At 62.6% G+C, this 26222-nt stretch carries 25 protein-coding genes; 17 read left to right on the top strand and 8 right to left on the bottom strand.

Annotated elements, in window-relative coordinates:
* The first annotated feature begins 1 nt into the window (after position 1).
* From ACN20X_RS18490 to ACN20X_RS18475, 4 genes are read left to right on the top strand one after another with little or no spacing between them, the layout of a single operon-like run.
* Positions 2–2296: a xanthine dehydrogenase family protein molybdopterin-binding subunit gene (locus ACN20X_RS18490; protein WP_473209719.1), complete on the top strand. Its 2295-nt coding sequence runs from the start codon at positions 2–4 to the stop codon at positions 2294–2296.
* Positions 2289–3185, top strand: coding sequence for an FAD binding domain-containing protein (locus ACN20X_RS18485; RefSeq protein WP_473209718.1), 897 nt, complete (start codon positions 2289–2291; stop codon positions 3183–3185). Before ACN20X_RS18490 ends, ACN20X_RS18485 begins: the two co-directional genes overlap by 8 nt.
* A complete protein-coding gene (locus ACN20X_RS18480) occupies positions 3182–3688 on the top strand; it encodes a (2Fe-2S)-binding protein (protein WP_046240165.1) in 507 nt (168 codons plus the stop codon). The genes ACN20X_RS18485 and ACN20X_RS18480 overlap by 4 nt, the downstream gene beginning before the upstream one ends.
* Positions 3678–4460, top strand: coding sequence for a CoxG family protein (locus tag ACN20X_RS18475; RefSeq protein WP_392444362.1), 783 nt, complete (start codon positions 3678–3680; stop codon positions 4458–4460). Before ACN20X_RS18480 ends, ACN20X_RS18475 begins: the two co-directional genes overlap by 11 nt.
* Positions 4461–4481: 21 nt before the next feature.
* Here the strand turns inward: ACN20X_RS18475 and ACN20X_RS18470 are convergent, their stop codons facing one another.
* Both ACN20X_RS18470 and ACN20X_RS18465 read right to left on the bottom strand, forming a co-directional pair.
* Entirely contained in the window at positions 4482–5093 is a 612-nt protein-coding gene (locus tag ACN20X_RS18470) for a superoxide dismutase family protein (RefSeq protein WP_046240174.1), read from the bottom strand.
* A 150-nt stretch (positions 5094–5243) separates the two neighbouring features.
* Complete coding sequence (locus ACN20X_RS18465) at positions 5244–5867, bottom strand: gamma-glutamylcyclotransferase (RefSeq protein ID WP_392444360.1); 624 nt, start codon at positions 5865–5867, stop codon at positions 5244–5246.
* A 238-nt stretch (positions 5868–6105) separates the two neighbouring features.
* On the opposite strand from ACN20X_RS18465, the gene ACN20X_RS18460 reads away from it, so the two are divergent.
* On the top strand, positions 6106–6630 hold the full coding sequence (locus ACN20X_RS18460; RefSeq protein WP_016447067.1) for an OmpA family protein: 525 nt from the start codon (positions 6106–6108) through the stop codon (positions 6628–6630).
* Between the two features lie 94 nt (positions 6631–6724).
* Here ACN20X_RS18460 and gloA read toward each other — a convergent pair whose 3' ends face one another.
* Positions 6725–7174, bottom strand: coding sequence for a lactoylglutathione lyase (gene gloA, locus ACN20X_RS18455; RefSeq protein WP_026062330.1), 450 nt, complete (start codon positions 7172–7174; stop codon positions 6725–6727).
* 348 nt (positions 7175–7522) lie between these two features.
* Between gloA and ACN20X_RS18450 the strand changes: the two genes are divergently transcribed.
* The 4 genes from ACN20X_RS18450 to ACN20X_RS18435 all read left to right on the top strand — a co-directional run bounded on the left by ACN20X_RS18450 (position 7523) and on the right by ACN20X_RS18435 (position 13069).
* Positions 7523–8179 carry a response regulator gene (locus tag ACN20X_RS18450; protein WP_016447065.1) on the top strand — a complete coding sequence of 219 codons (657 nt, stop codon included), beginning with the start codon at positions 7523–7525 and terminating at the stop codon, positions 8177–8179.
* A 19-nt stretch (positions 8180–8198) separates the two neighbouring features.
* Complete coding sequence (locus tag ACN20X_RS18445; protein ID WP_191625538.1) at positions 8199–9371, top strand: EAL domain-containing protein; 1173 nt, start codon at positions 8199–8201, stop codon at positions 9369–9371.
* A 129-nt stretch (positions 9372–9500) separates the two neighbouring features.
* On the top strand, positions 9501–12329 hold the full coding sequence (locus ACN20X_RS18440) for a hybrid sensor histidine kinase/response regulator (RefSeq protein ID WP_473209717.1): 2829 nt from the start codon (positions 9501–9503) through the stop codon (positions 12327–12329).
* Between the two features lie 47 nt (positions 12330–12376).
* On the top strand, positions 12377–13069 hold the full coding sequence (locus ACN20X_RS18435; RefSeq protein ID WP_016451730.1) for a response regulator: 693 nt from the start codon (positions 12377–12379) through the stop codon (positions 13067–13069).
* A 7-nt stretch (positions 13070–13076) separates the two neighbouring features.
* Here ACN20X_RS18435 and ACN20X_RS18430 read toward each other — a convergent pair whose 3' ends face one another.
* Complete coding sequence (locus ACN20X_RS18430; protein ID WP_227469558.1) at positions 13077–13865, bottom strand: Hpt domain-containing protein; 789 nt, start codon at positions 13863–13865, stop codon at positions 13077–13079.
* A 268-nt stretch (positions 13866–14133) separates the two neighbouring features.
* Positions 14134–14409 carry an H-NS histone family protein gene (locus ACN20X_RS18425; protein WP_016447060.1) on the bottom strand — a complete coding sequence of 92 codons (276 nt, stop codon included), beginning with the start codon at positions 14407–14409 and terminating at the stop codon, positions 14134–14136.
* Between the two features lie 454 nt (positions 14410–14863).
* Between ACN20X_RS18425 and ACN20X_RS18420 the strand changes: the two genes are divergently transcribed.
* From ACN20X_RS18420 to ACN20X_RS18400, 5 genes are all read left to right on the top strand, one after another.
* Positions 14864–15151: a hypothetical protein gene (locus tag ACN20X_RS18420; protein WP_016447059.1), complete on the top strand. Its 288-nt coding sequence runs from the start codon at positions 14864–14866 to the stop codon at positions 15149–15151.
* Positions 15152–15780: 629 nt separating this feature from the next.
* Entirely contained in the window at positions 15781–16368 is a 588-nt protein-coding gene (locus ACN20X_RS18415; protein WP_016447058.1) for a (2Fe-2S)-binding protein, read from the top strand.
* On the top strand, positions 16365–18665 hold the full coding sequence (locus ACN20X_RS18410; RefSeq protein WP_012205755.1) for a xanthine dehydrogenase family protein molybdopterin-binding subunit: 2301 nt from the start codon (positions 16365–16367) through the stop codon (positions 18663–18665). The genes ACN20X_RS18415 and ACN20X_RS18410 overlap by 4 nt, the downstream gene beginning before the upstream one ends.
* 17 nt (positions 18666–18682) lie before the next feature.
* The gene (locus ACN20X_RS18405) at positions 18683–20014 is read left to right on the top strand and encodes a c-type cytochrome (protein WP_016451733.1); all 1332 of its coding nucleotides are present in this window, start codon (positions 18683–18685) and stop codon (positions 20012–20014) included.
* 82 nt (positions 20015–20096) lie between these two features.
* Positions 20097–21236 (top strand): acyl-CoA dehydrogenase family protein, encoded by a 1140-nt coding sequence (locus ACN20X_RS18400; protein WP_016451734.1) that lies wholly within the window; start codon positions 20097–20099, stop codon positions 21234–21236.
* Positions 21237–21240: 4 nt separating this feature from the next.
* Here the strand turns inward: ACN20X_RS18400 and ACN20X_RS18395 are convergent, their stop codons facing one another.
* Positions 21241–21855 carry a TetR/AcrR family transcriptional regulator gene (locus tag ACN20X_RS18395; protein WP_051170607.1) on the bottom strand — a complete coding sequence of 205 codons (615 nt, stop codon included), beginning with the start codon at positions 21853–21855 and terminating at the stop codon, positions 21241–21243.
* 142 nt (positions 21856–21997) lie between these two features.
* On the opposite strand from ACN20X_RS18395, the gene ACN20X_RS18390 reads away from it, so the two are divergent.
* The 3 genes from ACN20X_RS18390 to ACN20X_RS18380 are packed head-to-tail and all read left to right on the top strand — an operon-like array spanning position 21998 to position 24972.
* Positions 21998–23053 carry a sugar phosphate isomerase/epimerase family protein gene (locus ACN20X_RS18390; protein ID WP_016447053.1) on the top strand — a complete coding sequence of 352 codons (1056 nt, stop codon included), beginning with the start codon at positions 21998–22000 and terminating at the stop codon, positions 23051–23053.
* A gap of 39 nt (positions 23054–23092) precedes the next feature.
* Positions 23093–23989 (top strand): alpha/beta fold hydrolase, encoded by an 897-nt coding sequence (locus ACN20X_RS18385; RefSeq protein WP_473209716.1) that lies wholly within the window; start codon positions 23093–23095, stop codon positions 23987–23989.
* 2 nt (positions 23990–23991) lie between these two features.
* On the top strand, positions 23992–24972 hold the full coding sequence (locus tag ACN20X_RS18380; protein ID WP_016451736.1) for an alpha/beta hydrolase: 981 nt from the start codon (positions 23992–23994) through the stop codon (positions 24970–24972).
* A gap of 17 nt (positions 24973–24989) precedes the next feature.
* Here ACN20X_RS18380 and ACN20X_RS18375 read toward each other — a convergent pair whose 3' ends face one another.
* The gene (locus ACN20X_RS18375) at positions 24990–25199 is read right to left on the bottom strand and encodes a DUF4287 domain-containing protein (protein WP_016451737.1); all 210 of its coding nucleotides are present in this window, start codon (positions 25197–25199) and stop codon (positions 24990–24992) included.
* Between the two features lie 71 nt (positions 25200–25270).
* Complete coding sequence (locus ACN20X_RS18370; protein ID WP_016451738.1) at positions 25271–26185, bottom strand: bestrophin family protein; 915 nt, start codon at positions 26183–26185, stop codon at positions 25271–25273.
* Between the last annotated feature and the right edge of the window lie 37 nt (positions 26186–26222).

Here is a 26222-nt window from a genome sequence, read left to right as displayed (position 1 = left end):
CATGAATACCTCGAATTCCACGCTGGGCCGCGAGACGGCCCAGGTCACGGCGCTGTCCAAGGTACTAGGTCGTGCCCAGTACGCGGGCGACCTCAAGCTGCCGGGCATGCTGCATGCCAAGCTGTTGCGCAGCCCCTATCCGCATGCGCGCATCGTGCGCATCGACATTGCTGCAGCGCGCGCGCTGCCCGGTGTGAAAGCCGTGCTGACCGGGGCAGATGCACCGCGCACGCCCTGGGGCGTGAGCCACAAGGAGCGGCGCATCCTGGCCGACGGCCTGGTGCGCTTTGCGGGGGAAGAGGTGGCAGCCGTGGCTGCCGCCACAGAAGAGATCGCCCGCGATGCGCTGGACCTGATCGAGGTCGAGTACGAAGAACTGCCCGCCATCCTGTCGCCCGAGGAAGCCCTGGATGAAGAAGCGCCCGGCGTTCATCCGGGCCGGGGCAACATCGCCCACGAGATCCGCTTCGAGCGCGGCGATGCCGATGCCGGATTCGCCGCAGCTGATCTGGTTCACGAAGCCACGTACACCACGCATGCGCAGTACCCGGGCTACCTGGAACCCATGGCAACCCTGGCCTCCATCGACGCCGATGGCCGCCTGTTGGTACAGACCTCCACGCAGTCGGTTTTCCTGGCGCGTGCCCGGCTGGCGGCGGCGCTGGAGCTGCCGGTGTCCGCCATCCGCGTGGTGCAGGCCACCACGGGCGGCGGCTTTGGCGGCAAGATCGTCGAGGACGACAACCAGCTCGTGGCGGGCCTGCTGGCCCTGCGCACCGGGCGGCCCGTGCGCCTGGTCAACAACCGGCTGGAGGACTTCCTGGCCTGCTGCTCCAGCGTCCCCGAGCGCATCACGCTCAAGCTGGGCATGGCGCGTGATGGCCGCATCCTCGCCAAGCAGATGCACATCGTTGCCGAGTGCGGTGCCTATGCGGGTCTGTCGGCCGAGGTCATGCACGTCAGTGCCATGCGCAGCGACAACATGCACAGGCAGGGCAACGTCCGATCGCACGCCACCCTGGTCTATACCAACAACCCGCCGCACGGCGCGTTCCGCGGCTTTGGCGGTACGCAGATGCTGTTCGCGCTCAACAGCCACATCCACATCATGGCCGAGCAGCTGGGGCTGGATCCGGCCGAAGTCCACAAGCTCAATGCAGTGCAAGCCGGCGACGTGACAGTGCATGGCTGGAAGATCGGCAGCGCCGGCCTCAAGGAGTGCATAGACCAGGCCACCGATGCCATCGACTGGCGCGGCAAGCGCGCCCGCCCCCGCCAGGCCCTTGGCGCCCGCCGCAGGGGCGTGGGCATGGCCGCGGCCATGCATGTCAGCGGCAACCGCACCATGGGCAACTGGGACGGCTCCACCGTGGTGGTGCGCATCCATGAGGATGGCCAGGTGCTTGTGCTCAGTGGCGAGTGCGACATGGGCCAGGGCGCGGCCACCATGCTCAGCCAGATCGTCGCCCATGAACTCACGCTGCCGTTGTCGCAGGTCCGCGTGGCCGCACCCGACACGGACAGCACGCCCTTCGCCATAGGCTCGCTGGCCTCGCGCGTGACCATGGCTGCAGGCAATGCCGCCATAGGTGCCGCGCAGGCGGCCCGCAGCAAGCTGCTGGCCCTGGCCGCCGTCGTGCTGGAGGCGCAGGTCGACGACCTGGAGCTGGCCGATGGTCAGGTGCGCGTGCGCGGCACCGACCGTGCGGCAGGCATGGCCGAGCTCGCACGCCAGCACATCTGGCGCCATGGCGGCGAGGGCATACAGGTCAGCCACACCTGGGATGCCCAGACGCAGATGCACGACGCCCAGCTGCACGGCAACATCGCGCCGGCCTATTCCTTCGCGGCCCAGGCAGTGGAGGTCGAGGTCGATACGGAAACCGGCCAGGTCCGGGTGCTTGACAGCTATGTGGCCGACGACTGCGGCAAGGCGCTGAACCCCGTCGCCATCCATGGGCAGACCAACGGGGCCACCGTCCAGGCCATGGGCTGGGCCCTTTACGAGCAACTGCACCTGGAAGGCGGGCGCCTGGCCAACGGCAACTTCGCCGACTACACCATGCCAACGGTCGACGCCGTGCCCTTGCTGCGCGGCGGCTTTGTCGAGTCCAACGACCCCAACGGCCCCTATGGCGCCAAAGGGGCCAGCGAAACCGCCATCCTGCCGGGAGCGCCTGCCATCGCCAACGCCGTGTACGACGCCATCGGCGTGCGCATATGCGATCTGCCGATCACGCCCGAAAAAATCCTGGCGGCGCTGCGCGCACGCGCCGAGGAGGGCCGTCATGCATGACTTCGACTTCCTGGAGCCCACCTCGGTGGCGGAGGCCAGCCGGTTGCTGGCCGAACTGGGCGAGGACTGCCGCGTGATCGCCGGCGGCACGGCCTTGATGCTGGGCATGCGCCAGCGCATGCTCGCGCCCACGCACCTGGTCTCGCTGGCTGGCATCGATGCGTTGCGCGGCCTGGACTTCGACCCGGTGCGTGGCCTGCGTATCGGCGCCCTGGTGCGCCATGCCGAACTGGCGGCCTCGCCGCTGGTGTCGCATCACTATCCTGTCCTGGCCGGCATGGCGCAGCGCATGGCCAACCCGCAGGTGCGCAATCAGGGCACGGTGGGCGGCAATCTCTGCTATGCCGACCCCTCCACCGACCCGCCCGGCTGCCTGATGGCATTGGGCGCCCAGATCGTGCTGGCCAGCGCAAGAGGCGAGCGCCTGTTGGACATCGAGGACTTCCTGGTCGACTACTACGCCACGGCGCTGGAAGGCGACGAGATCGTCAGCGAGATCCGCGTGCCGCCCATGGGGCAAGGAGACGACCGGCGCAGCGGTGTGTACACGCGCTTTCTGCGCACAGCGGCCGAACACCGGCCGCTGGCCAGCGTGGCCCTGGTGGCGCACACCGCCGGGGGCATCTGCCGCGACGCGCGTCTCGTCGTGGGCGCCTCTACCCGCATACCCGTGCGCCAGCGGCGCGCCGAGGGCTTTCTTGAAGGCCGTGCCCTCACCTGGGCCTTGGCGGCTGAGGCGGGTGACATCGTCGCGGCCGACATCACACCGGTTTCGGACCTGCGCGGCTCGGCGGATTTCCGCCGAGAAATGGTGCGCGTCAACGTGCGGCGCACCGTGGCCGAACTGTTTGGCCTGGACCTGGCACTGGAACAAGGAGAGCTGGCATGAGCCGACATCGCATCGAATGCACCGTCAACGGTGAGCCCTGCAGCGTGGACGTGCCTGCGCGCCGGCTGCTGTCGGATTTTCTGCGTGATGACCTGCACCTGACGGGCACCAAGCGCGGCTGCGAGACGGGCGTGTGCGGCGCCTGCTCGGTGCTGCTGGATGGCGAAGTGGTGAAGTCCTGCCTGCTGCTGGCCGTGCAGGTCCAGGGCCGCGCGCTCACCACCATCGAAGGCCTGGCCGACCGTATTGCTGGGGGTGCGGGCGCAGACCCGTCACAACGGCTGCACCCGCTGCAGCAAAGCTTCATGCAATGCGGCGGCCTGCAGTGCGGCTACTGCACACCGGGCTTCATCATGGCCGCCTGCAATCTGCTGGGGCGCAACCCCCGTCCCGGCGCGGACGAAGTTCGCCATGGCCTCAACGGCAACCTGTGCCGTTGCACGGGCTACACCCAGATCGTGGAATCGGTCCTTGTGGCCGCGGAGAAAATGCATGGAAATTGAGAAAACCCTGACTGTTTCGGCCTCGCGAGAGCGGGTGTGGGCCTTGTTACTCGATCCCCAGGTCATGGGAGGTGCCGTGCCGGGCATGCAGTCCATCGAAGTGGTCAGCCCCACCGAATACGTGGCGGTGATGCACCAGAAGATCTCCTTCATCAGCGCCAGATTCAAGCTGCGCACACGCATCGTCGAGCAACGCGCTCCCGAGTATCTGCGCGTGGAAGGAACGGGAGAAGACACCTCGGTGGCCAGCTCGCTCAAGCAGCGCAGTGAAATCTTCCTGAGCGCCACGCCGGATGGAGGCACCGAACTGCGCATCAAGATCGACGTGGACCTGCTGGGCCGTCTGGGCGCCTTCGGCCTGAGCGTGATGAAGACCAAGGCCGACCGAATATGGGAGGAGTTCGGTAACAATCTGGCCGCGCGGCTCGAAGGCGGGGGAGGGGAGCCCGCTGCGGGCAAGGCGACCATGCAGGCGCCTGCACCTGTCGCGCCCGCGACGGCCTCCGAGCCAGCCAGGGAAACGGTGGTGCAAGCCCGGAATTCGCCAGCCCCAGCCCCAGCGCCAGCTTCGGAGCTCTCCTCCACGGCCCAAGACCTGCGGGGCCGTGGCTGGTGGGGACGGCTAATCGGCAGCTTGAGCGGTGAGGGCAGCGCGGGCGCTGCCGACACCATTCATGTCGAGCTGCGCCGTGGCGATACCACGGTCAGCGTCCAATGGCCGGGCGCGCGCGCCGAGCAGTGCGCGGCGTGGCTGCGCGACTGCCTGCGCTGAACGCAGACCCGGCCGAGCACATCATCCGCGCGTGATCACCGCACAGGCCAGGCGCGCCCCCGAATTGCCGGTGGGCTGCGTGGTGTAGTCGTCAGGGTCCTTGTGCACGATCAGGCCGCGGCCCACCACGCTGTTGGGACTCTGATCCAGTGCCAGGCCGCGCGAAACGAAATCTATGCTGGCCATGCCTTGCGCGTCTGACCGCAGACTGGGCAGATCCCCTGCGTGGTGGACAGCGGAATCGAAGCGGCCATGGGCGTGGCCTGTGGGGTTGAAATGGCCGCCCGCGCTCAGGCCATCAGGGCTGGAGCAATCGCCTTTCTCATGGACATGAAAGCCATGCTCGCTGTTGGGCGCCAGCCCCTGAACCGAGCCCTGAACGCGCACGCTCCCATCGGCCTGGGCAGTGAACTGCAGGCTGCCGCTGACCTTGCTGCCTTGCGTGGGCTGCAGCTGGGCCATGGCCACGTTGCGGGCGGCAGGGGCTGCGGTGACGGCTGCCGGGGTGGACGCCGCGGCTGTGGCAGGAGGCTTGGCCTGGCTGCCGCAGGCCCCAAGGGCCAGCACCATCCCGGCTGCCATCAGCAGCTTCACGGCGGTGGACGGGGTGGAGGGGGAAGCGTTCAAACGCATGGTGGCAATCTCCTGGTTGATATCCGTGCTGGAAAAGTTGTGAGGCGCATTGCGCGCAGCCGCCATCTTGCAGCGTGCAATACGGTGGATATGTCGGAGAGGGCAGCGTTATGCGCCTGCGCGCATCAGCGTATCAATCGCATCAAAGCGTCAGCGCGCGGCTTGCGCACCCGCTTCAGGCTGGCCCGCGTAGCTGAGCAGGCGCTGCAAGGCACGGTCCCGGATGCCGAGGCGCTTGAGCTCATCGAAGGTTGCGCGCGCATAGTCATGCGTGCTGCCATAGATGCCCTTGGCCTCGCTGAAGATGCGGCGATAGTCTTCGGGCGCCAGCTCGCCCGTGTGATTGGGGCTTTGACGGGACAGCGTGAACGCCAGCGCCTGCACCGTGCCCTGGCCGGTGCGGCAGGGCAGCCAGCGGGGGTCATAGACGGCATTGGCCATCTCGCGCTGCCACAGCTTTCTCATGACGTCATGGCCGTGGTGCCGGGGAATGCGGAACACCATGCCCTGGCAACTGCCGCCGGACAGCATGCCAAAGACCAATCCAGGATTCTGGGGCGTGCCGCGGTTGATGGTGCTCCACATCTTCAATGCCCGGTGCCAGCCAAAGACACGGGCCGTGCGGCATTCGCAGAAATCGAAATCCGGCCGCCAGATCAGCGAGCCGTAGCCAAAGATCCAGAGGTCGTCGCTTCCGCCCCATCGGTGCAGCGCCTCGTCCAGCATGGGCTGGGACTCTCGGCGGGCAAATGAGAATTCTGGCAGGGCGGACATGGGCGCTGTGGCGTGAAGGAACAATGACGTTTTAACGCCTGTCGGCCCAAACGGTGCACAAGCGCCTGCGTTGCCCTTGCACGGCCGGCCTTTTGTCTCTGCGGCGCCACAGTTCGTGCCGGGTGGCATCACGGGGCTTGGGCGGTGCGCAGGGCCGTTGGCGGCGGCCCTCTACAATCGGCCGGTTTTTCGCAGTCTTTCTGGTTTCCTTCAACAGTTCATTCACGGAGAGTGCTTCATGTCCTTCAGTCAATCCGACGACGACAGCCAACAACGTTTTGCCCTGGGCTTTTTGTTTGCGCTGATTGCGCTCGTCGTCTCCACGGTCGTGGGTGTCGTGGTCTACCAGCGCGGTATTGCGCATGGCCCTGCAAAGACGACAACCGGCGCCACACCTGTGCCGGCGATGGCGCCTGTGGTCCTGGAGGAAGACGTGGCGCGTGTCGTTGTCGAAAACGGCGTGGTCAAGTTCTACTTCGCATCGGCCAAGGCCGAGCTGGCTGCTGGCGCCAATGAAGCGCTGGCCGATGTGGTGGCTGGTGTGCAGGGCGGCAAGCGCGCCGTGATCTCTGGATACCACGACGCCACCGGCAGCGCCGAACTCAACGCCGAACTGGCCAAGAAGCGCGCCCTGGCAGTCCAGGCTGCCCTGTCGGCACTGGGCGTGGCCGAGGAAAAGGTCGAACTCAAGAAGCCCGAACAACTGCAGGCCGATGGCAGCAATGCCCAGGCCCGCCGGGTGGAAGTGATCCTGGTGGATTGAACCGGATCAGCAGTGCGGCTGGCAGCAGCCGCAGCTAAAAACAAAGGCCCGGAGCGATGAACGCTCCGGGCCTTTGTTTTTGGGGCTGCGTGGATCAGGAATTGCGCAGGGGATCGAACTTCTCGCCGCCAGCTGGCTGCACGCCGGCATGGGCGCGTGAGTTCTCCTGTATGAGTTCTATCTTGTAGCCGTCCGGATCCGTCACAAAGGCAATCACCGTGGTGCCGCCCTTGACGGGGCCGGCCTCGCGCGTCACGTTGCCGCCGGACGCCTTGATCTTCTCGCAGGCGGCATAAGCATCAGGCACGCCAATGGCGATATGGCCGTAGGCCGTGCCCATGTCGTAGGACTCCGTACCCCAGTTGTAGGTCAGCTCGATCTCGGCCTGGCCAGGGTTGCCGCCCTCGAAGCCCAGGAAGGCCAGCGAGTACTTGTACTCGGGGTTCTCTGAGGTTCGCAGCAGCTGCATGCCAAGAACCTGTGTGTAGAAATCGATGGAACGCTGGAAATTGCCAACGCGCAGCATGGTGTGAAGGATTCGCATCCACGGATTGTGCCGGGATTTGGCGGTCTCTTCACGCGCTCGGCCATGGGGTGAGGTCGCTTCAGCCCCACCGCGGCATCGGTCGCGGGCTCCTGCCCGGGCGCGTGCATCTCATCCACAGACTCCCGCGTGGTCCGGATGCTTGGCCTGCAACGCATTCAACCACCGATTCAACTATCTGTTGAATTCTAGGAGTGCTACCTAGGACTGACGCCCGAATTCGCAGCAATTGGGCCAAAAAATCAGACAAATCTTAGATTTTGAAGTGGAAAAATCAGATTAATCCAATTAAATCCTAGTGCGCCACTGCCTAGAATAGGAATGTTCTTCTTGCTAATTTTTTGAGTCATGAAAAATTTCGTCTTGCGGATACTGATTGCCGATGACCATCCGGCAGTTCTGGCAGGCATAGAAAGTGTTTTGGAGGAAAAAAATGAGATAGAGATTGTGGGTCGAGCGAAAAACTCCACGGAAATCATCAATTTTCTCAGGCAGAACGAATGCGATGTGCTGGTGACTGATTATTCAATGCCCGGCGGAACCTATGGCGACGGCCTGGTCATGCTGAATGTCATCCGGCGACGATTTCCCGGCGTCAAGATCGTGATGCTGACCATGATTGAGAATATTGGGATCATCAAGTCGCTTGCCAATCAGGGGATCTACAGGATAGTCCATAAAACAGATTCTTTGGGGAGCCTGGTGCCGGCGATCTATGCGGCATACACAGATGGTCAATTCATTTCGCCGAGCGCAAGCAAACTGCTTGGCGGCGAATGGCTCGGGGCGGTACGAACATCGATAGAACTGTCAAAGCGTGAAGAGGAAGTTCTGCTCCTTTTCATTTCTGGAATGACAGTGTCTGAAATAGCGAAAAAACTCTATCGCAGCATCAAGACGGTCAGTACGCACAAGGTGGCGGTCATGAATAAACTGGGCATCCGCAAGGACATTGACCTCATTCGCTATGGAATAGAGATGGGATGGATTGATGCCAGAAAATAGTCCCGGTCATGGCAAAAGAATGCTCGTTGCCACAAACGATCCGATGGCCCCATATTGGATACAGCAATGTTGCAAACAGCAAGGAATTTTTCACGGCATTCAATGGATCAGCAATACGGATGAGCTTCTGGCGGAACTGAAGAAATTCAATGCGGATGCGGCCTTTGTGGATATGGATTTCATCGGCGAAAAGCTGATGAGATTCCTCAATGATCTGGCAGTGTGTGAAGTGGATGTCCCCATCATCCTTGTCAGCAGCTGCGAACCAAGAATATTCCATGCGGTCGCTGACTATGCCCGGAGCCTGGCACTCAACATCGTCTGTGCAATATCTCGCTCCAGAATGGCAAGAGAGGTGCCGGTCAACGGGGATTTCCTGCTGCGTATCCTGGGGCGGACCAAGACGAAGGGTCAGCCCAGGACGATCTTGCCGATCCCGAGAGCAAGGTTGATGAACGCTTTGCACAGCGGCGAAATCGTTGCCCATTTTCAACCCTTGCATCATGCAGGCTCGGGCAGGATCATCGGGGCGGAAGCCTTGGCCCGGTGGCCTATTTCGGCCACGGAACTGTTGCCACCTGCTGCGTTCATGAAGGCTATCGGAGACCATGGATTGATGCATGAGCTCACTCTCCAAATGCTCCTGCAGTCCATCTCTTTCATCAAATCGGCAGCACCTTCAGGGCAGTTCATCTGCAGCATCAATGTATCCGCCTCCCTGGCGGCATCCTGGGAGTGGATGGATTCGGCATTGCGCGTAATCAGGGATGCAGGGGTCTCCCCTGAAAATATCGGTTTTGAGGTGACGGAAGATGGGGCGGATGATCTCGACAAGTCCCTGGGCGGTGTCATTGCGAATTTACGAATGAGCGGCTTTCAGTGCGCAATGGATGACTTTGGCGTGGGCGGCTCAACCCTAGGGCGCCTGCTTAGCGTTCCTTTCAACCAGATCAAGATTGACAAGGCTTTGCTGCATGCTGCAAGAAACCAGGCCCATGCAAAGAGAGTGCTGAGCAAAGCGGTGTCGCTTGCGAAAGATGTTCGGGCACAGGTGGTTGTTGAGGGAGTGGAGGACGTTGATGATCTGGGAATGATCAGGAGGATGGATGCTGATGTCGCCCAGGGATTCTTGTATTCCAGAGCACTTTCCTGCAAAGATTTTATCGACTACATGAGGCGATCATTGGCCTGAGCAATGGCTGTATATCGATGTCCAGATGGAAATCCATAAAAAAGAAATTGCAGAAAAGGAAGATCTTCTGCTTCTGGCCAGATATAACAAGAGACTGCTTTTTGGTGGGGGCTGATCTTTTCTTTCCTTGTGATCATTGTCGCGTTATTTGCGGCATCGTTCGAGTTCAATGATTTCATGGAGGAAAGAAGGTCAATTTTTCAGAACAAGAGAACTAGAATTCTGGTGGAGATAGAAACAAAGCAGGTCATCATGATGCGTGGAATAATCGCATCAGAATTGCTTTGGGGGCAAGCGCATATATCGCAACCGGCGGGAGTTGGCAGGCCGGGCGCTATGATCACGGGTGTGAGTCCGGTGGTTTTGCTCGAGGATAAGGGCGACAAGCCTGCATGCAGGCGATACAGGGATATGCTGGAGGAGCTTGCATACCTGGCAAACTCCAGTTTTCTTCAGGATGGAAGAGCCATATCTGTATATGCCTTCAGTCCGGATGGCGGGTTCATCGGTGCTCTCCTGCCTCAGATTCCAGATGAGCCTGAGCGGGAACGGATGCTCTTGGAGCTTCAGCAACAGATTGCCGGGCTGCCGAAAGACAAAGGCGTTCCACTTCATTCCGGACAAGTGCGCCACCCCATTTGGCTTCCCCCGACCAAAAGTATTCTGACGGGTGAAATGTCGTTCCAGGTTGTTGTTTCTGCATTCCACAGGGGTAAGCCATTTCTCACCGTGGTGAGTGACATGCCTACCCAGCATATTGAGAATCTGATGCAGCAAGGTGAGGATAGAAGTTCCTTTCTGATCATGGACTCCCGGGGAAGCGTTGCCCTGGGTGTTGAACCAGAGGGCTACAGCAAAGCGGATTTCTTTGATATTGAAACATCGAAATTCCAAGGCAACCTGGTGAGTCGCTATCTTCTGTTCAAGTATGGTGCTGTATACAAGGATGGTTTTTTTCATTACTACTCGAGAATATCGAATACAAACATGATTCTGCTCCACGTGTTTTCGTGGAAGGATGCGGTTTTTCTAAAGGGAAAATCGTTCGTATATTTGATTCTTTCGTTGATATTCATTGTCTTGTTCTGGTGCTTTTTGATATATTTCTACGAAAAGGTATTTATTCCAATCTATGAAAAGGCAAAGAATGTTTTCGATACCGAGCAGCTGAGTCGAACCATCATTGCCATGGCTCCTTACGGATTGGGTCTTCTTGATTTCAAGGAGAAAAAGATGCTGTTGGAGAACAGCATGATGTTCAAATACAAGGAGAGTGCAGTACTGCGTGGCCCGGTCCCTGGAGAGCTATTGATCGGCTATTTCCACAGAGTTTATGTGGAGAAATATCTTGGTGGCGGGAAAAGTGACTATGTGCCCGTGTCCAGCGAGGTGGTGATTTCCAACGATGGAACCATTGCAGAGCTGTCCATGATCATGGTGAAGGCAAAATACCAAGGTCGGAACGTGCTGTTGTGCGGGTTTGCCGATATCACGGCTCACAAGCAGGTCCAAAGAAGCCTGGAGGATGCAAAGAAGGCTGCGGAAGAGGCAAACCATGAAAAATCATCTTTTCTCGCCGTAATGAGCCACGAGATACGCACTCCACTCAATGCGATACTGGGGAATCTGGAAATACTGGGAAGAAGCATTCTGTCCATGGAGCAGAAAACACGGCTGGACATCATTTCGAATTCCTCACATTCTCTTTTGTCTCTGTTGAATGATGTCCTCGATTTCTCGAAGGTCGAGTCTGGTCAGATGAGTGTCGAGATGGCCGGATTCGATCTCAAGTCCGTGATCAGGCAGGTGGCATCCATCTATAAACCCTTGGTGACAGAGGCAAAAATTGAATTTTCCCTGACCATCGATGATTCGCTGAAGTCTGGATATCTTGGCGATGCTGAGCGCATCAAGCAAATACTCAACAATCTTCTCAGCAATGCTTTGAAGTTCACCAAGAGTGGAAAAATAGAGGTATATGCATCCGACAGATCCGGCGAGCTGAACATCAAGGTATCCGATACTGGAATAGGTATTCATCATTCGCAGCATGCGTTCATCTTCGATGCGTTCAAGCAGGCCGGCTCGGAAATCGCCACGAAGTTTGGAGGAACCGGACTTGGGCTGACGCTGTGCCAGCGGATGGCCCACCTCATGGGAGGGGAGATCCGGTTTTCAAGTGTCCTTGGAAAAGGCAGCATTTTCGAGCTGGTGCTGCCCGCATACCATGCGCAGCCCGCATCATCCGCTGTCGCTTGGGAGGATGGCGATGTCCTGCTTTCGGAGGACGAACGAGAGGATTTCTCGGCAAGGATTCTGGTGGTGGATGACCACCCTGTTAACAGAATGCTGTTGCTGGATCAGCTGAGGATCATTGGGTATGAGGCCGATTCTGCAGAAGGAGGGGAATCTGCCTTGAGCATGCTGGCACAGCTGGCCTATGACCTGGTTCTAACCGACCTGCAGATGCCCGGCATGAACGGTTATGTGCTTGCACAGCACATCCGTAAGGATTACCCCGGGATTAGAGTGGGGGCAATAACGGCAAACGCAGGCAAGCATGAAAGGGATAAATGTGCCAAATTCGGCATATCTGACATCATCGTCAAACCAGCCTCCCTGAAAAGCATCAAGGAATTCATTGATAGAAATATCGGCAAGTCCGGGGTTTGCCAAGTGGATGCATTGCCGGCAAGAACAAGCAAGATTTCTGGCTACCGTGACATTCTTGTCTCAACAACACAAGCATCCTTGATCTCCTTGAAGAAATCCTTGGAAAAAAGAGATCTCGTGGCTGTGCATAGGGAAATTCATGCCATGAAGGGGGCATTTGCAGTGGCAGGGTTCAATGACATAGTCCAGGCGCTTGATAGGATTTCTTCTCTTGTCAATGCGCGAGATTTTCGAGCGGTCGATGGGGAGCTCGTGAATTTCATGGACGTTCTGAAAGATTTGTGAGAAAGGCTGAAAGCCGGCTGGTGTCAGGTTATTCATATTTACGCACCATGGACTATAAAAAATACCTGAAAATATCCGTATTGTTGGCGGACGATCATCCTGGGATAATATCAGGTGTCAGGCATGAATTGTCTGGTGAGTCAGAAATTGCATTGAATGGGAGTGTTTCAAATTCAACCGATCTGATTCAAAAGCTGGAAGAGGGAGGTTTTGATGTGCTTGTATCCGATTACTCCATGCCGACCGGGCAATATGGAGATGGACTGCATCTATTCGGTTATATATCGAGAAGATTCCCAAAATTGGGTCTGGTGGTCCTGACCATGCTGGATAACTCGGCAATACTCCAGGCTCTGGGTCGTGTCTCGAACATCAGTATTGTCAGCAAGGCCGATCCGGTGCTGCATCTTGTTCCCGCGATCCACGCGGCATTCACTGGCGGAGTTTATTTTTCGCCAGCCATCGCCGAGCGGCTGGAAAGAGGTGGTGCAGGCGGGTTGGGCGGAGTGCAGGGGGAGAGAAGAGTGCCTGCCGAGCTGAGCCCCAAGGAGTCCGAGGTAGTCCGGTTGTACGCTGCTGGCCTGCGCATTGATGAAATTGCAGCCAAGCTCAACAGGAGCAAGAAGACCATCAGCACGCAAAAAGTCAAGGCCATGCAAAAGCTCGGCATAGAGCGAGACATAGACCTTATGAAATATGCCTTGGAATGTGGGTGGGTGACATCATCGAGATCTCAATGATGCATGTTCATTCCGCCTTCAGTGCCTGTATGTCCTGGATGACTGCTTCAAGCTGGAGCTCCAGCAGCGAGAGCGAATGTCTGTGATATGCCAGCCCATCATGGCCCATGCGGCTTTCCAGGTCGGCGCACCGTATTGACAACTCGACCAGATCAAAGAATCTCAGTGAGCCAGACAGGTTGTGAAGCTCTCTTTGCACATCTTTGCAGTTTGGGCTGGATTTGATGGTTGCCAGAGAAGAGCGCGCAGATTCCAGGAAGGCATTTCTGATGGGTGGCGCAATTTTCTCGAAATGGACGACTTCGTCAGCCGGCAGGAGACTGTCGGGGTTGGCATGCGTTGAATGGATCGCCATCGTCAGCGCATCAAAAATCCCCTGCGGTGAATGCCAGGATACCGCGATGATGCGGGCATTGATCACTCTGGGCTGCATGGGATGGCTGGCTTCACATTCGATGATGCGTGCCGCTCCTGCCACCAGGCGGTTTTCGTCCTTGGGATTCCATGAGGTCTTCGGCCCGCACAGCACGACAACGTGGAACTTCTGTAGCCGATCCTGGCGAATCGCGGTGGGATGGCGGCATGCCGTGGTCACCAAACCCCACTCCTTGAGCAAAGGGAGCAGATGGGCGTGCTGATCGTCGCATGACGAGATGAACAGAATCTGCTGTCCTGAAAATGGCAGATGGGGCCGCAAGAGTGCATCTGCGACAGGTGTCGTTCCAAAGGCGGTCGGTAGCTTGTCAGGACGGCGTGCGGTGGGGGCACTGTCCGGGGCGGAGATCTGTTTTGTCATGGAAGGCCGAACGTCGGGGGCCGGTCTCTGCAGCGAGAAATTTCAAGATGCAGATCAGGCCGACTGATTGAACCACGGCATCCATCCACAGTGCATGTCTAAGGGCATGTGCGCGTGCTTGCCGCGATTGCACGGGGCCAGGCCAGGGCAATGCCGCCCTGCAGAAGTGCAGGCACGCCAATTCAGGTGTACGCTCCAGGTGGGGCCAGAATGAAAAAAGCCTGCAAGTGACTGCAGGCTGTTTTCATGGAGGCGTTTATCCAGGGCTTCAGATGGCGAACTGGGCGCGATCCTTGTCCTTTATCCAGGCGGGCGGCTTGCCGCGTCCGGTCCAGGTGTCACCTGTCTCTGGATTGCGGAACTTGGGAGCCACGGTGGAGGAGGCGCGGCGTGCCGTGAAAATGTCGTCGGCTGTCAGGCCGTAATCCTGAACCAGACCGCGAATCTTGGCGATCACATCACTGACTTCTTGCTTGCGTGCTGTCTGGATCTGGGCCTCAAGTGCTTCGCGCTGCGCCAGAAGTTCTTTGTATGTGTTGCTCACGGTAGTTTGCCTTTCATGGATTGAAGCGCGAATATTAACTGTTTTTTAAGAACCGGTTTGCATGCTTTCGATTATTTCCCCCTATGACCAGCATTGCCCGTCCCGAATGCGTTCAAACTGTCAGGTAAACCTTGGGTAAAGAGCCGTTGCGCAGTATGGCGCTGTATGTTCTGCGGGTTTTCAAAATCCTGTGCACCCTCGCTTTCGGACTGGGTGGAACTGGATAAGCCGTGACTCCGGGTTCTTGGCCGGCGGTGTTGGGATTGAGCGATGCAAGGGCCGCGCTTTACCCAAACTCCGGTGCGGATTCGGAATCCTTCAAGTCCAGTCTGTACGCTGCTTGCCAGATGAGATGCGAACAAATCAGAGGGTGTGGCCGTCCCGTCGACGTGCCTTGTGCAAGCGTCTGGATTTTTCTGTGCAATGCTGTTTATTTGTACAGTATGATGCAGTCATGAGCATCGATCAGATCGCCTTCGCACTTCCCGCAGCCCTTGCCGTCTGGCTGTCCCAATCCCGTTCCGCCGCGCTTCGGCGATGGGCCTGCCTCTTCGGCCTGGGGGGCATGCCGTACTGGATTTACAGCGCGCTGTCTGCCGGGCGCTGGGGCATGTTGGCCTTGGCCTGCGTGTTTGCGCTGGGGTGGCTTTGGGGACTGTGGGTTCATTGGCTGACTCCCCGGCGGCGTGTGGCCATGGATTCGGGCCTTGGCACGATCCAGATCACGCCGGGCACCCGCTGATGCTTGGGGTGGCAGCCAGCAGCCTTGCGTGGTGCCGATCCTGCAGACGAGCATGTGTTTTGCAGGCGTTGCGCATGATGCATTCGTGAATTTCAAGCGTTCTCACTGGAATTTGATGCAGGTAAAAGCCGAGTGTTTTGCTGGGTTGGTGTGATTTTCGAGCCGACGCGTTGAACGCCTGGACGGGCTGCGATCTCTATGCCCGGCCGTGCATGGCTGAAAGATCCGGACGGGAATTGCTGCAGCGTGTTCTGCCGTCCTGTGCACTGCGGTGGTGCACTCCTTTTCGCTCTTGGTGCAGGCTCACTGATCAGCCTGCTGCGCTGTGCTTTTGTGGATATTTCCGATGGATGAGTTTGGTCTTGTGCATAAAAAGCCACGGAAATCCGCAGTCTGTGCGGGTGCCGGGATGGCGGCCCACTGGCAGCGGCGAGCAAGTGCGAGGCATAGAATCGTTTGCATACAACAGGCAGCCAGCCATCCGACTTGCCTCTAAAAACCACGTGAAATAGCCCACCCCGCCGGCGGTGGGCTTTCTTTTTCGGGCCCTGCTGCGGCGTGCCTGACGCCTGATTTTTCAGTGCGCACCTATGGTTTGCACCTGTTGTCAACCACAAGGTTTGCATACGATGAAATTCACTCTCAACCAACAAGAGGTCGAGATCCAGGGCGTCAGCCCGGAGACGCCGCTGCTTTATGTGCTGCGCAACGACATGCAGCTCAATGGCCCCAAGTTCGGCTGCGGCCTGGGCGAATGCGGCGCATGCGCCGTGCTGATCGACGGCAAGGTGGCACGTTCCTGCTCCGTTCCCGTGAGCGTGGTCCAGGGCATGAAGGTCACGACGCTGGAAGGCCTGTCCCAGGACGCGACCCAGGCCGAGCACGCCCGCGTGGCGCGTGACTGGGAAGCCGCCCATCCGGCCGCCGTGCCGGGGATGCCTGCCGGCAAGCCGTCGGCTGACACGCATGGCAAGACCGTCCACACACTGCACCCCGTGCAGCAGGCGTTCATCGACGAGCAGGCTGCCCAGTGCGGCTACTGCACCAACGGCATGGTCATGGCCCTGGTGGCCTTGTTCGACCACAAGCCCACGGCCACCGACGAGGAAGTCACCCAGGCCCTGTCCGGCCACCTGTGCCGCTGCGGCACGCATGTGGAAATCATGCGGGCCGCCGCCCGCGCCCGCGTGCTGATCGCTCAGGGAGGTGCAGCATGAGTGCATCCAACCCCCTTCAACTGACGCGCCGCAACCTGCTCAAGCTGGGCGGCATGGTCATGGTCAGCTCGGTGGCGGCCGCTGGCCTGGTGGCTGAAAGCACGGGTACGGCGCCCGCCGTGGCCGGCGCCTTCCCCATTCCCCCCATTGACCGGGTGAGCAGCTTCATCGCCATTGGCGCGGACGGCAGCGTCACGGCCTACCACGGCCACGTGGACCTGGGCACGGGCATCCGTACCTCGCTGGCGCAACTGGTGGCCGATGAGCTCGATGTGGAGTTCGAACGCATCACCATGGTGCTGGGCCACACGGGCCGCACGCCCAACCAGGGCCCGACCATTGCCAGCAACACCATTCAGGTGGATGCCATCCCCATGCGCAAGGCCGCCGCGCAGGTGCGCCAGCTGCTGCTGGGCCTGGCTGCCGAGAAGCTGCAGCAGCCCGTGTCCGCACTGACCACGTCCAAGGGCGCGGTGGTGGCCAAGGGCGGCCGGCGCATCGGCTACGGCGAACTGGCCCAGGGCCAGGACCTGAACATTGCGCTGGACAAGGAAGTGCCGCTGCGCACCGGCGGTTTCAACTACATCGGCAAGTCCGTGCAGCGCGTGGACATTCCGGCCAAGGTGCTGGGCGCGCTGGCCTATGTGCACGATGTGCGCGTGCCGGGCATGCTGCACGGCCGCGTGGTGCGCCCGCCCTACGGCGGTGCCGATGCGTCGGCGCCGCTGGGCAGCAGCCTGATTTCGGTGAACGAACAGTCCGTGGCGCATCTGCCGGGCATCGTCAAGGTAGTGGTGCAGGGCGATTTCGTGGGCATCGTGGCCGAGCGCGAAGAGCAGGCCATTGCCGCCATGCGCCAGCTGGAGGTGAAGTGGAAGGACTGGGCCGGCGTGCCCGACCTGTCGCTGAACGCCATGCACGACACCCTGGTCAAGCACGAGAAGACCGACCGCATGCTGCGCGAGGACGCGGGCATTGACGAGGCCTTCTCGGGCGCCAAGAAGGTGATCGAGGCCGACTACGTCTGGCCTTACCACCTGCATGCCTCCATCGGCCCGTCCTGCGCCGTGGCCGAGGTGTCCGCCAGCCAGATCCAGGTCTGGACCGGATCGCAGAACCCGCACGACGTGCGCAAGGACATCGCCACGCTGACCGGCATGGCGGCCGACCAGATCAATGTGACGCGCCTGGAAGCCTCGGGCTGCTACGGCCGCAATTGCGCGGACGACGTGGCATCCGACGCCGTGCTGCTGTCTCAGGCCGTGGGCCGCCCGGTACGAGTGCAGCTGATGCGCGAGCAGGAAGCCGCCTGGGAGCCCAAGGGCACGGGCCAATTGATCCGCGTGCGCGGCGGCCTGGACGAGAACCATGCCGTGCTGGGCTACGAGCTCAAGACCTGCTACCCGTCCAACGACGCGGCTGCCCTGGCCCTGATCCTGACGGGCAAGGTGCCCAACAAGCCCAAGGTGCTGCAGATGGGCGACCGTACGGCCATCCCGCAGTACGAGTACCCCAAGATGCGCGTGGTCTCGCAGGATGCGGCGCCCATCGTGCGCGCTTCGTGGATGCGCGGCGTCTCGGCCCTGCCCAACGTCTTTGCCCATGAATGCTGGATCGACGAATGCGCCTACCTGGCCGGCGAAGACCCGCTGGCCTACCGCCTGCGCTACCTGAAGGACCCGCGCGCCGTGGCGCTGACGCACGCTGCGCACAAGCAGGCCGGCTGGCAGGACGGCCCGGCCCACCGCAACCCCGCGCCGGCCGACCAGCGCCTGGTCAAGGGCCGCGGCTTTGCCTATGCCCGCTACTACCACAGCAAGTTCCCCGGCTACGGCGCGGCCTGGGCCACCTGGATCTGCGACGTGACCGTGGACCGCGAGACCGGCGTGATCAAGGTGGACAAGGTCTTCGTGGCCCATGACTGCGGCGAGATGGTCAACCCGGCCGGCGTGCGCCACCAGGTGCACGGCAACATCATCCAGTCCACCAGCCGCGTGCTCAAGGAGTACGTGACCTTCGACAGCAAGGGCGTGACCTCGCTGGATTGGGGCGGCTACCCCATCCTGCGCTTTGACGAGCTGCCCGAGATCGACGTGCAACTGGTCGAGCGCCCCGGCGAAGACCCCATGGGCGCGGGCGAATCGGCCTCCGTGCCCAGCGCCGCCGCTGTCTCCAACGCCGTGTTCGACGCCACCGGCGTGCGCCTGCGCGAAGTGCCGTTCACCCCGGCACGCGTGCTGGCCGCACTCAAGGCAAAGGCTGCCGATGCAGCCCCGGCCGACAAGGCACAGAACTGAGAGCGGAGGACCGGAACATGCACACACTCAAGAAAATCACCCTCGGCGTGGTCGGCCTGGCCGCCGTGGCCGGCGCCGCCTTCTGGCTGGCCACGGGCCGCAGCGAGATCGCGCCCCTGCAGCAGATCCCGGTGCAGGAATTCAGCCAGCAGCAGATCGACCAGGGGCGCCGCCTGGCGCACATGGGCGACTGCGCGGTCTGCCACACGGCACCGGGCGGCCAGCGCAACGCAGGCGGCCTGGCCATGCCCAGTCCCTTCGGCACCATCTACTCAACCAACATCACGCCCGATGCCGAAACCGGCATCGGCCGCTGGTCGTACGAGGCCTTCGAGCGCGCCATGCGCCATGGCGTGGACCGCGAGGGCAACTACCTGTACCCGGCCTTCCCGTACACGGCATTCACCCGCGTGACCGACGAGGACATGAAGGCGCTGTACGCCTTCCTGATGACCGAGCCGGCTGTCTCCAACGAGGCACCCAAGACCGCGCTGAACTTCCCGTTCAACGTGCGCCGTGGCCTGGCCCTGTGGAATGCGCTGTACCTGGAGCCGGGCGAGCAGCCCGCGCCCGCCAACCAGTCGGGCGAGTGGATTCGCGGCGCCTACCTGGTCGAAGGCCTGGGCCACTGCGCCGCCTGCCACTCGCCGCGCAACCAGTTCGGCGCCGAGAAAAAGGGTGCCGACCACCTGGCCGGCGCCTTCATCGACGGCTGGGATGCGCCCGCGCTCAACGACAAGGCCGTGGCCCCGCTGCCCTGGACGCGAGAAGACCTGGTCCGCTACATGCAGACCGGCTTCTCGGAGCGCCACGGCGTGGCCGCCGGCCCCATGGCGCCCGTGATCGAAGGCCTGTCCCACCAGTCGGCCGAGGACATCAACGCCATGGCCACCTACCTGATGTCGTACCGCAAGCCTGTGGCCGATGCCGCTGGCACGGGTGACGCCGAGGCGCTGGTGAAGGAAAAGACCGAGGTTGCCAAGCTGCCGGTCGACGCCCAGGGCTACCGCCTGTACCAGGGCGCCTGCATGGCCTGCCACCGTGCCGATCCCAGCGGCGTGCTGGCCGGCAGTAGCTTCGGCGTGCGTCCCCAGCTGTCGCTGAACACCAACCTGTACAGCGATTCGCCGACCAACGCCATCCATGTGGTGCTCAACGGCATCACGCAACCGGCACGCCCGCAGCTGGGCACCATGCCCGCCTTCCGCCACAACCTCAGCGACGATCAGATCGCCACGCTGCTCAACACCATGCGCAGCCAGTACGGCCTGCAGCCATGGCCCGGCCTGAGCGACAAGGTCAAGGCCCTGCGCGAGGAAACACGCCCCGGCAAGGTGGCGGCGCACTGAGCTTGCGCCGCGTCATCTGCGCAGCCTGTGTGCTGCGCTAGGATGGCAAGGGACCGCTGTTCCCACAGCGGTCCCTTTTTTTATGGTGACCCGCAAGATGACAAGCCCCATGCCCGATCCCATGCCTGAGCCCATGCCCAATTTCCCCCTGCTGACCGGCGCCAACCGCCAATGGCTGGATGCACGTGCCCAGGCGCTGGATGCCGGCAACGGCGAGGCCACTGCCGCCGTCGTGCCCTATCTGGCCGAAGCCGGGCTGCTGGGCCACGGCTTGGCTGACGCCTTGGGCGGGCAGGGCGGCAGCGCCGGCGATGCCATCGAGGCGATTGCCCAGGTGGCCACGCACTCCATGTCCGCCGCCTTTGCCTTCTGGGGCCAGCGTGTGCTGATCGAGATGCTGGCGAACACCGGCAATGCGGCCCTGCGCGAGCGCTGGCTGCCCGCGCTGCTGGCGGGCGAGGCGGCCGGTGCCTCGGGGCTGTCCAACATCATGAAATTCCTCAGCGGGCTGGAGGCACTCAATATCCGCGCCACGGCCCGGGAAGGCGGCGGCTGGCTGCTCAACGGCAGCGTGCCCTGGTGCACCAACCTGCGCGGGCCGCGCTTTCTGGCCGCCATTGCCGTGGCGCGTGACGACGGCGCGCCGCCCATGATCGTGGCCCTGCCGTCCGATCGCCCCGGCCTGGAGCGCTCGCCGGATCTGGAGTTGATTGCCCTGCGCGGCACCAACACCGCCGCCTTGCAACTCAAGGACGTGGCCATCACCGAAGGCGATCTGCTGGCCGAGCGCGCCGGCGGATTCCTGCCGCGTGTGCGGCCGGCCTTCCTGGGCATGCAATGCGGCCTGTCCATCGGCCTGGCGCGCGCGGCCTGTGCGCAGGCCGCCTCGCGCATGGGGCAGGGCGGGCATGTGCTGCAGCAGCCGCTGGACGATACCCGCAGCCATCTGGAGCAGGCGGTGGCCGCGCTCAAGGCCGGTGTCGAGGCCGGCGATTTCGTGGAGGCGCCCGAGCGGCTTTTCGCGCTGCGCCTGGCCCTGCACGACTGCGTGCAGCAGGCCATGCAGCTGGAACTGCAGACGGCCGGTGGCCATGCCTACAGCCTGGATGCGGACGATGGCTTTGCCCGCCGCTGGCGTGAATCGGCCTTCATCCCCATCGTCACGCCCAGCGTGATCCAGTTGCGCGCCGAGCTGCAAAAACTGCAAAAGCTCGGCGCCTGACGGTTCAGTCCGCCTTGCCTGCGGACGTCAGCGCCGTGTCCAGCAGCAGCAAGGCGGTTTGCACTGCAGCCAGCAGCCGCTGGCGCGGCACGCCATCGCGGGCCTGCACGGAGATGCCGTGCAGTTGCGTGGCATAGAAATCGCCCAGCGCCTGCACATCGGTGCCGGCGCGCAGCTCGCCTTCATCCAGCGCGCGCTGAAGGCGGTCGATAAGGGACTGCGTGCGCTGGCGGCGGTGTTCGGTCAGCCAGGCGGCGACTGCCTCGTTTTCCTCGGCGCAATTGGTGGCGGCGGTGACCACCATGCAGCCCAGCGGATGGGCATCGTCCGTATAGGTGGCCACGGCATCGCGCAGCACGCGGGCCAGGGCGTCGCGCACGCGCGGCTCCTGGGCCATGGCGCGGTCGGCAAAGCCGCCATCACCGGCCTCGTAGCGCTGCACGGCCTCGCGGAACAGGTCCTGCTTGCTGCCGAAGGCCGCATAGATGCGCGCTGACGCAATGCCCAGCGCCTGCACCAGGTCGGCCATGGACGTGCCCTCGTAGCCTCGCCGCCAGAACGCCAGCATGGCGCGCTCCAGCGCCTGGTCTCGGTCAAATTCCCTGGGTCTTCCGGCCATCTTCCTCATCCTTCTCAACAGTCAGGGCGGCATCTTAGCGGCGCCTTGATGCTGTCTTGCATCGGCTTCGCAAAAGCAGCCGCATTGGCGTGATACTATTCTTTGTCGATCAACAAACAATAGCTCAACGCAAGGAAATCACATGCAGACCATCAAGGGCCCCAGCCTTCATCTGGCGCAATTTGCCGACAACAAGGCACCGTTCAATTCCCTGGAAGACATCGCACGCTGGGCAGCCGGCGTGGGCTTCAAGGGCCTGCAGATTCCCGCCTGGGACCAGCGCCTGTTCGACGTGGCCACGGCCGCCAGCAGCCAGACCTATTGCGACGATGTCAACGGCATGCTGGCCTCGCACGGCCTGGTGGCCAGCGAGCTGACCACGCACATCTTTGGCCAGCTCGTGGCCGTACACCCGGCCTACGACGCCATGTGCGACAGCTTTGCGCCCGAGGCGCTGCGCGGCAATCCGGCCGCACGCACGGCGTGGGCGCTGGAGCAGCTCAAGCTGTCGGCCCGTGCATCGCGCCGCATGGGGCTGAGCGACATGGGCACGTTCTCGGGCTCGTTCGCCTGGCCCTATCTGTTCCCGTTCCCGCAGCGCCCGGCCGGCCTGATCGAAACCGCCTTCGAGGAGCTGGCGCGCCGCTGGCGCCCCATCCTCGACGCCTGCGACGAGCAGGGCGTGAACCTGTGCTACGAAATCCACCCCAGCGAAGACCTGCACGACGGCACCAGCTTCGAGCGCTTCCATGAACTGGTGGGCCAGCACGCGCGCTGCAAGATCCTGTTCGATCCCAGCCATTTCGTGCTGCAGCAGCTCAACTACCTCGACTACATCGACATCTACCGCGAGCACATCCGCATGTTCCATGTGAAGGATGCGGAGTTCCTGCCCAGCGGGCGCCAGGGCATCTACGGCGGCTATTCCTCGTGGCTGGAGCGGGCAGGGCGCTTCCGTTCGCTGGGCGACGGGCAGGTGGACTTCAAGGCCATCTTCTCCAAGTTCGCCCAGTACGACTACCAGGGCTGGGCCTCGCTGGAATGGGAGTGCTGCCTCAAGGACCAGGAAGACGGGGCACGCGAGGGCGTGGACTTCATCAACCGCCACATCATCCGCGTCACCGACAAGATCTTTGACGACTTCGCCGGCGCCCCCGTGGACCAGCGCCAGATCAACGCCATGCTCGGCATCGCCTGAGCACGCCCGCAGCCAAAGAACCTCAAAAAGAATCCAACAATGAACGCTTTCACATCGAACGCCCTGCGCAAGCAGGAAGACCAGGCCTGCGGGTTCTCGCACGACTACGTGCGCATCGACGGCCGCCGCATCCACTGCATCACCGCCGGGCAGGGCGCGTCCGTGCTGCTGATCCCGGGCTGGCCCCAGACCTGGTATGCCTGGCGCCACGTCATGCAGGCGCTGGCGGCGCAGGGCTTCCAGGCCATTGCCGTCGATCCGCCGGGCACGGGCTTTTCGGACCGGCCCGACACCGGCTACGACACGGGCTCCATCGCGCTGACCCTGCACCGCACCATGCTGGCGCTGGGCCATGAGCGTTACCAGGTCGCCGGCCACGACGTGGGCATGTGGGTGGCCTATGCGCTGGCCAGCGACCAGCCGCAGGCCGTGCAGTCCCTGGCGCTGACCGAGGCCGTGATCCCCGGCCTGGCGCCCGAGCCCAGCATCTTTGCGCCGCCCGAGCAGAACATCTTCCTGTGGCACTTCATGTTCAACCAGCTGGCCGACCTGCCCGAGACCCTGATCGCGGGGCGCGAGCGTGCCTACCTGGAATTCATGTTCAACCGCTGGTCGTTGCGGCGCGACCGCGTGGCCGTGGACGTCTATGTCGATGCCTATGCGGCGCCCGGTGGCCTGCGCGGCGGCTTTGCCTACTACCGCGCCATTCCCGAAACCATCCGCCAGAACCGCGAGCGTGCGCTGCGCTCGCTGGCCATGCCCGTGCTGGCCATTGGCGCCGAGCACGCCACGGCCGATGCGCCGCTGGCCACGCTGCGCGGCCATGCCGATGACCTGTCGGGCGTGATCGTGCCGGGCTGCGGCCACTTCATCATGGAGGAAGCCGCCGAGCCCTTCATCGCCGAACTGCTGCCCTTCCTGCAAAGGACGCTGTGACCATGGGCCTGGACGCTGACATTGCGCGCTATCTCGCCGAGCTGGCGCAGGCGACCCAGGCCGTGGCCCCGCCCACGCCGCCCACGCTGGCGGCGCTGCGCGAGGCCACCGACGCCGGGCTGCGCGCCCTGCACGGCCCGGCCGAGGCCGTGGCCCGCACCGAAGACTTCACGCTGCCCGCGCGCGACGGTGCGCCGCTGCGCGTGCGCATCTACCGGCCGCTGGCCTCGGTCACACCCACGCCCCAGCCCGCCCTGGTCTTCGCCCACGGCGGCGGCTGGTGCCTGGGTTCGCTGGAGGTCTACGACAACCCCTGCCGCGCATTGGCCGCGGCAACGGGCGCCGTCGTGGTCTCGGTGGACTACCGGCTGGCGCCCGAGCACCGCTTTCCCGGGCCGCTGCATGACTTCTGCGATGCCATTGCCTGGACCTTTGAGCAGGCCGATGCGCTGGGCCTGGACCGCAGGCGCATCGGCGTGGCCGGAGACAGCGCGGGCGGCAACCTCGCGGCCGCTGCCTGCCTGCTGGCGCAGGAAAAGCAAGGCTGGGGAGCGGCGGACGCACCGGCCATCGCCCACCAGCTGCTGCTGTACCCGGCACTGGACGCGGCCATGGATTCGCAGTCGTTCCAGCAGTTCGGCGAGGGCCACTACCTCACGCGTGCGGCCATGGAGTACTGCTATGGCGCGTACCTGGGCGATGCGGCACCGGGGCGGCAAGAACTTGTCTCTCCGCTGCGCGCGGACCATCTGGCAGGCCTGCCGCCTGCCACGGTGATCAGCTGCGAATACGACCCGCTGCGCGACGAGGCCGAAGCCTATGCGCAGCGGCTGGCCCAGGCAGGTGTTGCGGTGAAGTTAGTGCGCTTGCCCGGCATGGTGCACGCCTGCATGCACATGCTGGGGTTGGCGCCGGCATCACGCCGCCTGTTTGACGAAGCGGGTGCCGCCGTGCGCCAGGCTTTCGGCACGGCCATCGGCTGAGGGTTGCCGGGTGCAGGTCAGGCCTGTGCCAGGAACACGGCCACCAGCGCATTCGCATGGCCGTGCCCCATCTGGTGCTGGGCCTTGAGCCAGCCCACCAGTTCCATGTGCTTGCGGGTGTCCTGCTGTTGCAGCAGGTGCATCCAGTGCGCAATCGGCTGGCCGTAGGTCTTCTCGATGGAAGGGAAATACGAGGCCGGTCCCTTGACCTTGCTTGTCTCCGTCATGGCGCTTGTCCTTTTTCTGTGATGCGGGTGGCAGATTGTGCCGCTGGTGCTGTCCGGGCCGGCAGGCAGGGTCAGGTCAGGAACAGCACATCCTTGTGCTGCGGGGCAGGGGGCAGCACCTCGCCGGTCAGCTCGCGCAGCGTGGCCTCGATCATCTGCGACATGGCGTCCAGCGCCAGGTCGTTGGGTGCCGTGCCGAAGGGCTCCTCCAGCTCGGCGCCCAGCGCCTCCAGCGCGAAGAAGGTGTAGGCGATGAAGGCCACGATCACCGGCGTCATGAAGCCGATGGAATCCACCAGGCCGAAGGGCAGCAGCAGGCAGTACAGGTAGATGGTGCGGTGGATGATCACCGCATAGGTGAAGGGAATCGGCGTTCCCGCAATGCGTTCGCAGCCGCCCAGCGCCTCGCCCAGCTTGCACAGCGGCGCCTCCATGGCGGGCACCAGCACCGGCTGCAGGCTGCCGTCTTGGCGGCGTGCCTGCAGCCATTCGCCGGCCATGAGCAGCAGCACGGCAGGCTTGAAGCGCGCCGTGGCCAGGCGCTCGCAGTCGGCGGCGGGCAGCAGGCGGCGCATGTCGGCCGCGGCATCGGTGCCGCGCAACTGGTGGCGTAGCGCATGTACGAAGGCCGCCAGCACCATGGCCAGGGCCGGGGCGTGCTGCGGCGGTGCATCGGTCAAGGTCCGGGCCTGGCGCACCAGGGTGCGTGTCTCGTTGAGCAGGGTGCCCCACAGCGTGCGCGCCTCCCAATAGCGCGCATAGCTGGTGCTGTTGCGAAAGCCCAGGAAGATGGCCAGCGTCAGCCCGATCAGCGAAAACGGCACGAAGTTCAGCGGCACCTTCCATGCGAACAGCTGGCCGTGCAGTGCCGTGACCAGCACGGCGAACAGGGTGGCGGCCATCAGCTGGGGCAGGATGTCGGGCAGCACCGAGCCGCGCAGCACGAAGAGCATGCGCAGCCAGTGGGGGCGGGGCCGGATGATCATGAAAGCTTGTTCCGTGATGGAAAAGAGGGCGCAGCAG

Source organism: Delftia sp. PX-1 (assembly GCF_055797465.1).
Note: the sequence above shows the minus strand (reverse complement) of the source record. Positions and strands in the feature narration are given on the sequence as shown.

Bases quoted from the DNA above. Each gene is read 5' to 3' on its own strand.
- ACN20X_RS18470 (WP_046240174.1), bottom strand. From the start codon at position 5,093: ATGCGTTTGAACGCTTCCCCCTCCACCCCGTCCACCGCCGTGAAGCTG.
- ACN20X_RS18460 (WP_016447067.1), top strand. From the start codon at position 6,106: ATGTCCTTCAGTCAATCCGACGACGACAGCCAACAACGTTTTGCCCTG.
- ACN20X_RS18410 (WP_012205755.1), top strand. From the start codon at position 16,365: ATGAGTGCATCCAACCCCCTTCAACTGACGCGCCGCAACCTGCTCAAG.
- ACN20X_RS18405 (WP_016451733.1), top strand. From the start codon at position 18,683: ATGCACACACTCAAGAAAATCACCCTCGGCGTGGTCGGCCTGGCCGCC.
- ACN20X_RS18435 (WP_016451730.1), top strand. From the start codon at position 12,377: ATGGACTATAAAAAATACCTGAAAATATCCGTATTGTTGGCGGACGAT.
- ACN20X_RS18475 (WP_392444362.1), top strand. From the start codon at position 3,678: ATGGAAATTGAGAAAACCCTGACTGTTTCGGCCTCGCGAGAGCGGGTG.
- ACN20X_RS18390 (WP_016447053.1), top strand. From the start codon at position 21,998: ATGCAGACCATCAAGGGCCCCAGCCTTCATCTGGCGCAATTTGCCGAC.
- ACN20X_RS18450 (WP_016447065.1), top strand. From the start codon at position 7,523: ATGAAAAATTTCGTCTTGCGGATACTGATTGCCGATGACCATCCGGCA.
- ACN20X_RS18480 (WP_046240165.1), top strand. From the start codon at position 3,182: ATGAGCCGACATCGCATCGAATGCACCGTCAACGGTGAGCCCTGCAGC.
- ACN20X_RS18415 (WP_016447058.1), top strand. From the start codon at position 15,781: ATGAAATTCACTCTCAACCAACAAGAGGTCGAGATCCAGGGCGTCAGC.
- ACN20X_RS18445 (WP_191625538.1), top strand. From the start codon at position 8,199: ATGCTCGTTGCCACAAACGATCCGATGGCCCCATATTGGATACAGCAA.
- ACN20X_RS18380 (WP_016451736.1), top strand. From the start codon at position 23,992: ATGGGCCTGGACGCTGACATTGCGCGCTATCTCGCCGAGCTGGCGCAG.
- gloA (WP_026062330.1), bottom strand. From the start codon at position 7,174: ATGCGAATCCTTCACACCATGCTGCGCGTTGGCAATTTCCAGCGTTCC.
- ACN20X_RS18400 (WP_016451734.1), top strand. From the start codon at position 20,097: ATGGTGACCCGCAAGATGACAAGCCCCATGCCCGATCCCATGCCTGAG.
- ACN20X_RS18485 (WP_473209718.1), top strand. From the start codon at position 2,289: ATGCATGACTTCGACTTCCTGGAGCCCACCTCGGTGGCGGAGGCCAGC.
- ACN20X_RS18465 (WP_392444360.1), bottom strand. From the start codon at position 5,867: ATGTCCGCCCTGCCAGAATTCTCATTTGCCCGCCGAGAGTCCCAGCCC.
- ACN20X_RS18430 (WP_227469558.1), bottom strand. From the start codon at position 13,865: ATGACAAAACAGATCTCCGCCCCGGACAGTGCCCCCACCGCACGCCGT.
- ACN20X_RS18375 (WP_016451737.1), bottom strand. From the start codon at position 25,199: ATGACGGAGACAAGCAAGGTCAAGGGACCGGCCTCGTATTTCCCTTCC.
- ACN20X_RS18370 (WP_016451738.1), bottom strand. From the start codon at position 26,185: ATGATCATCCGGCCCCGCCCCCACTGGCTGCGCATGCTCTTCGTGCTG.
- ACN20X_RS18420 (WP_016447059.1), top strand. From the start codon at position 14,864: ATGAGCATCGATCAGATCGCCTTCGCACTTCCCGCAGCCCTTGCCGTC.
- ACN20X_RS18385 (WP_473209716.1), top strand. From the start codon at position 23,093: ATGAACGCTTTCACATCGAACGCCCTGCGCAAGCAGGAAGACCAGGCC.
- ACN20X_RS18490 (WP_473209719.1), top strand. From the start codon at position 2: ATGAATACCTCGAATTCCACGCTGGGCCGCGAGACGGCCCAGGTCACG.
- ACN20X_RS18395 (WP_051170607.1), bottom strand. From the start codon at position 21,855: ATGGCCGGAAGACCCAGGGAATTTGACCGAGACCAGGCGCTGGAGCGC.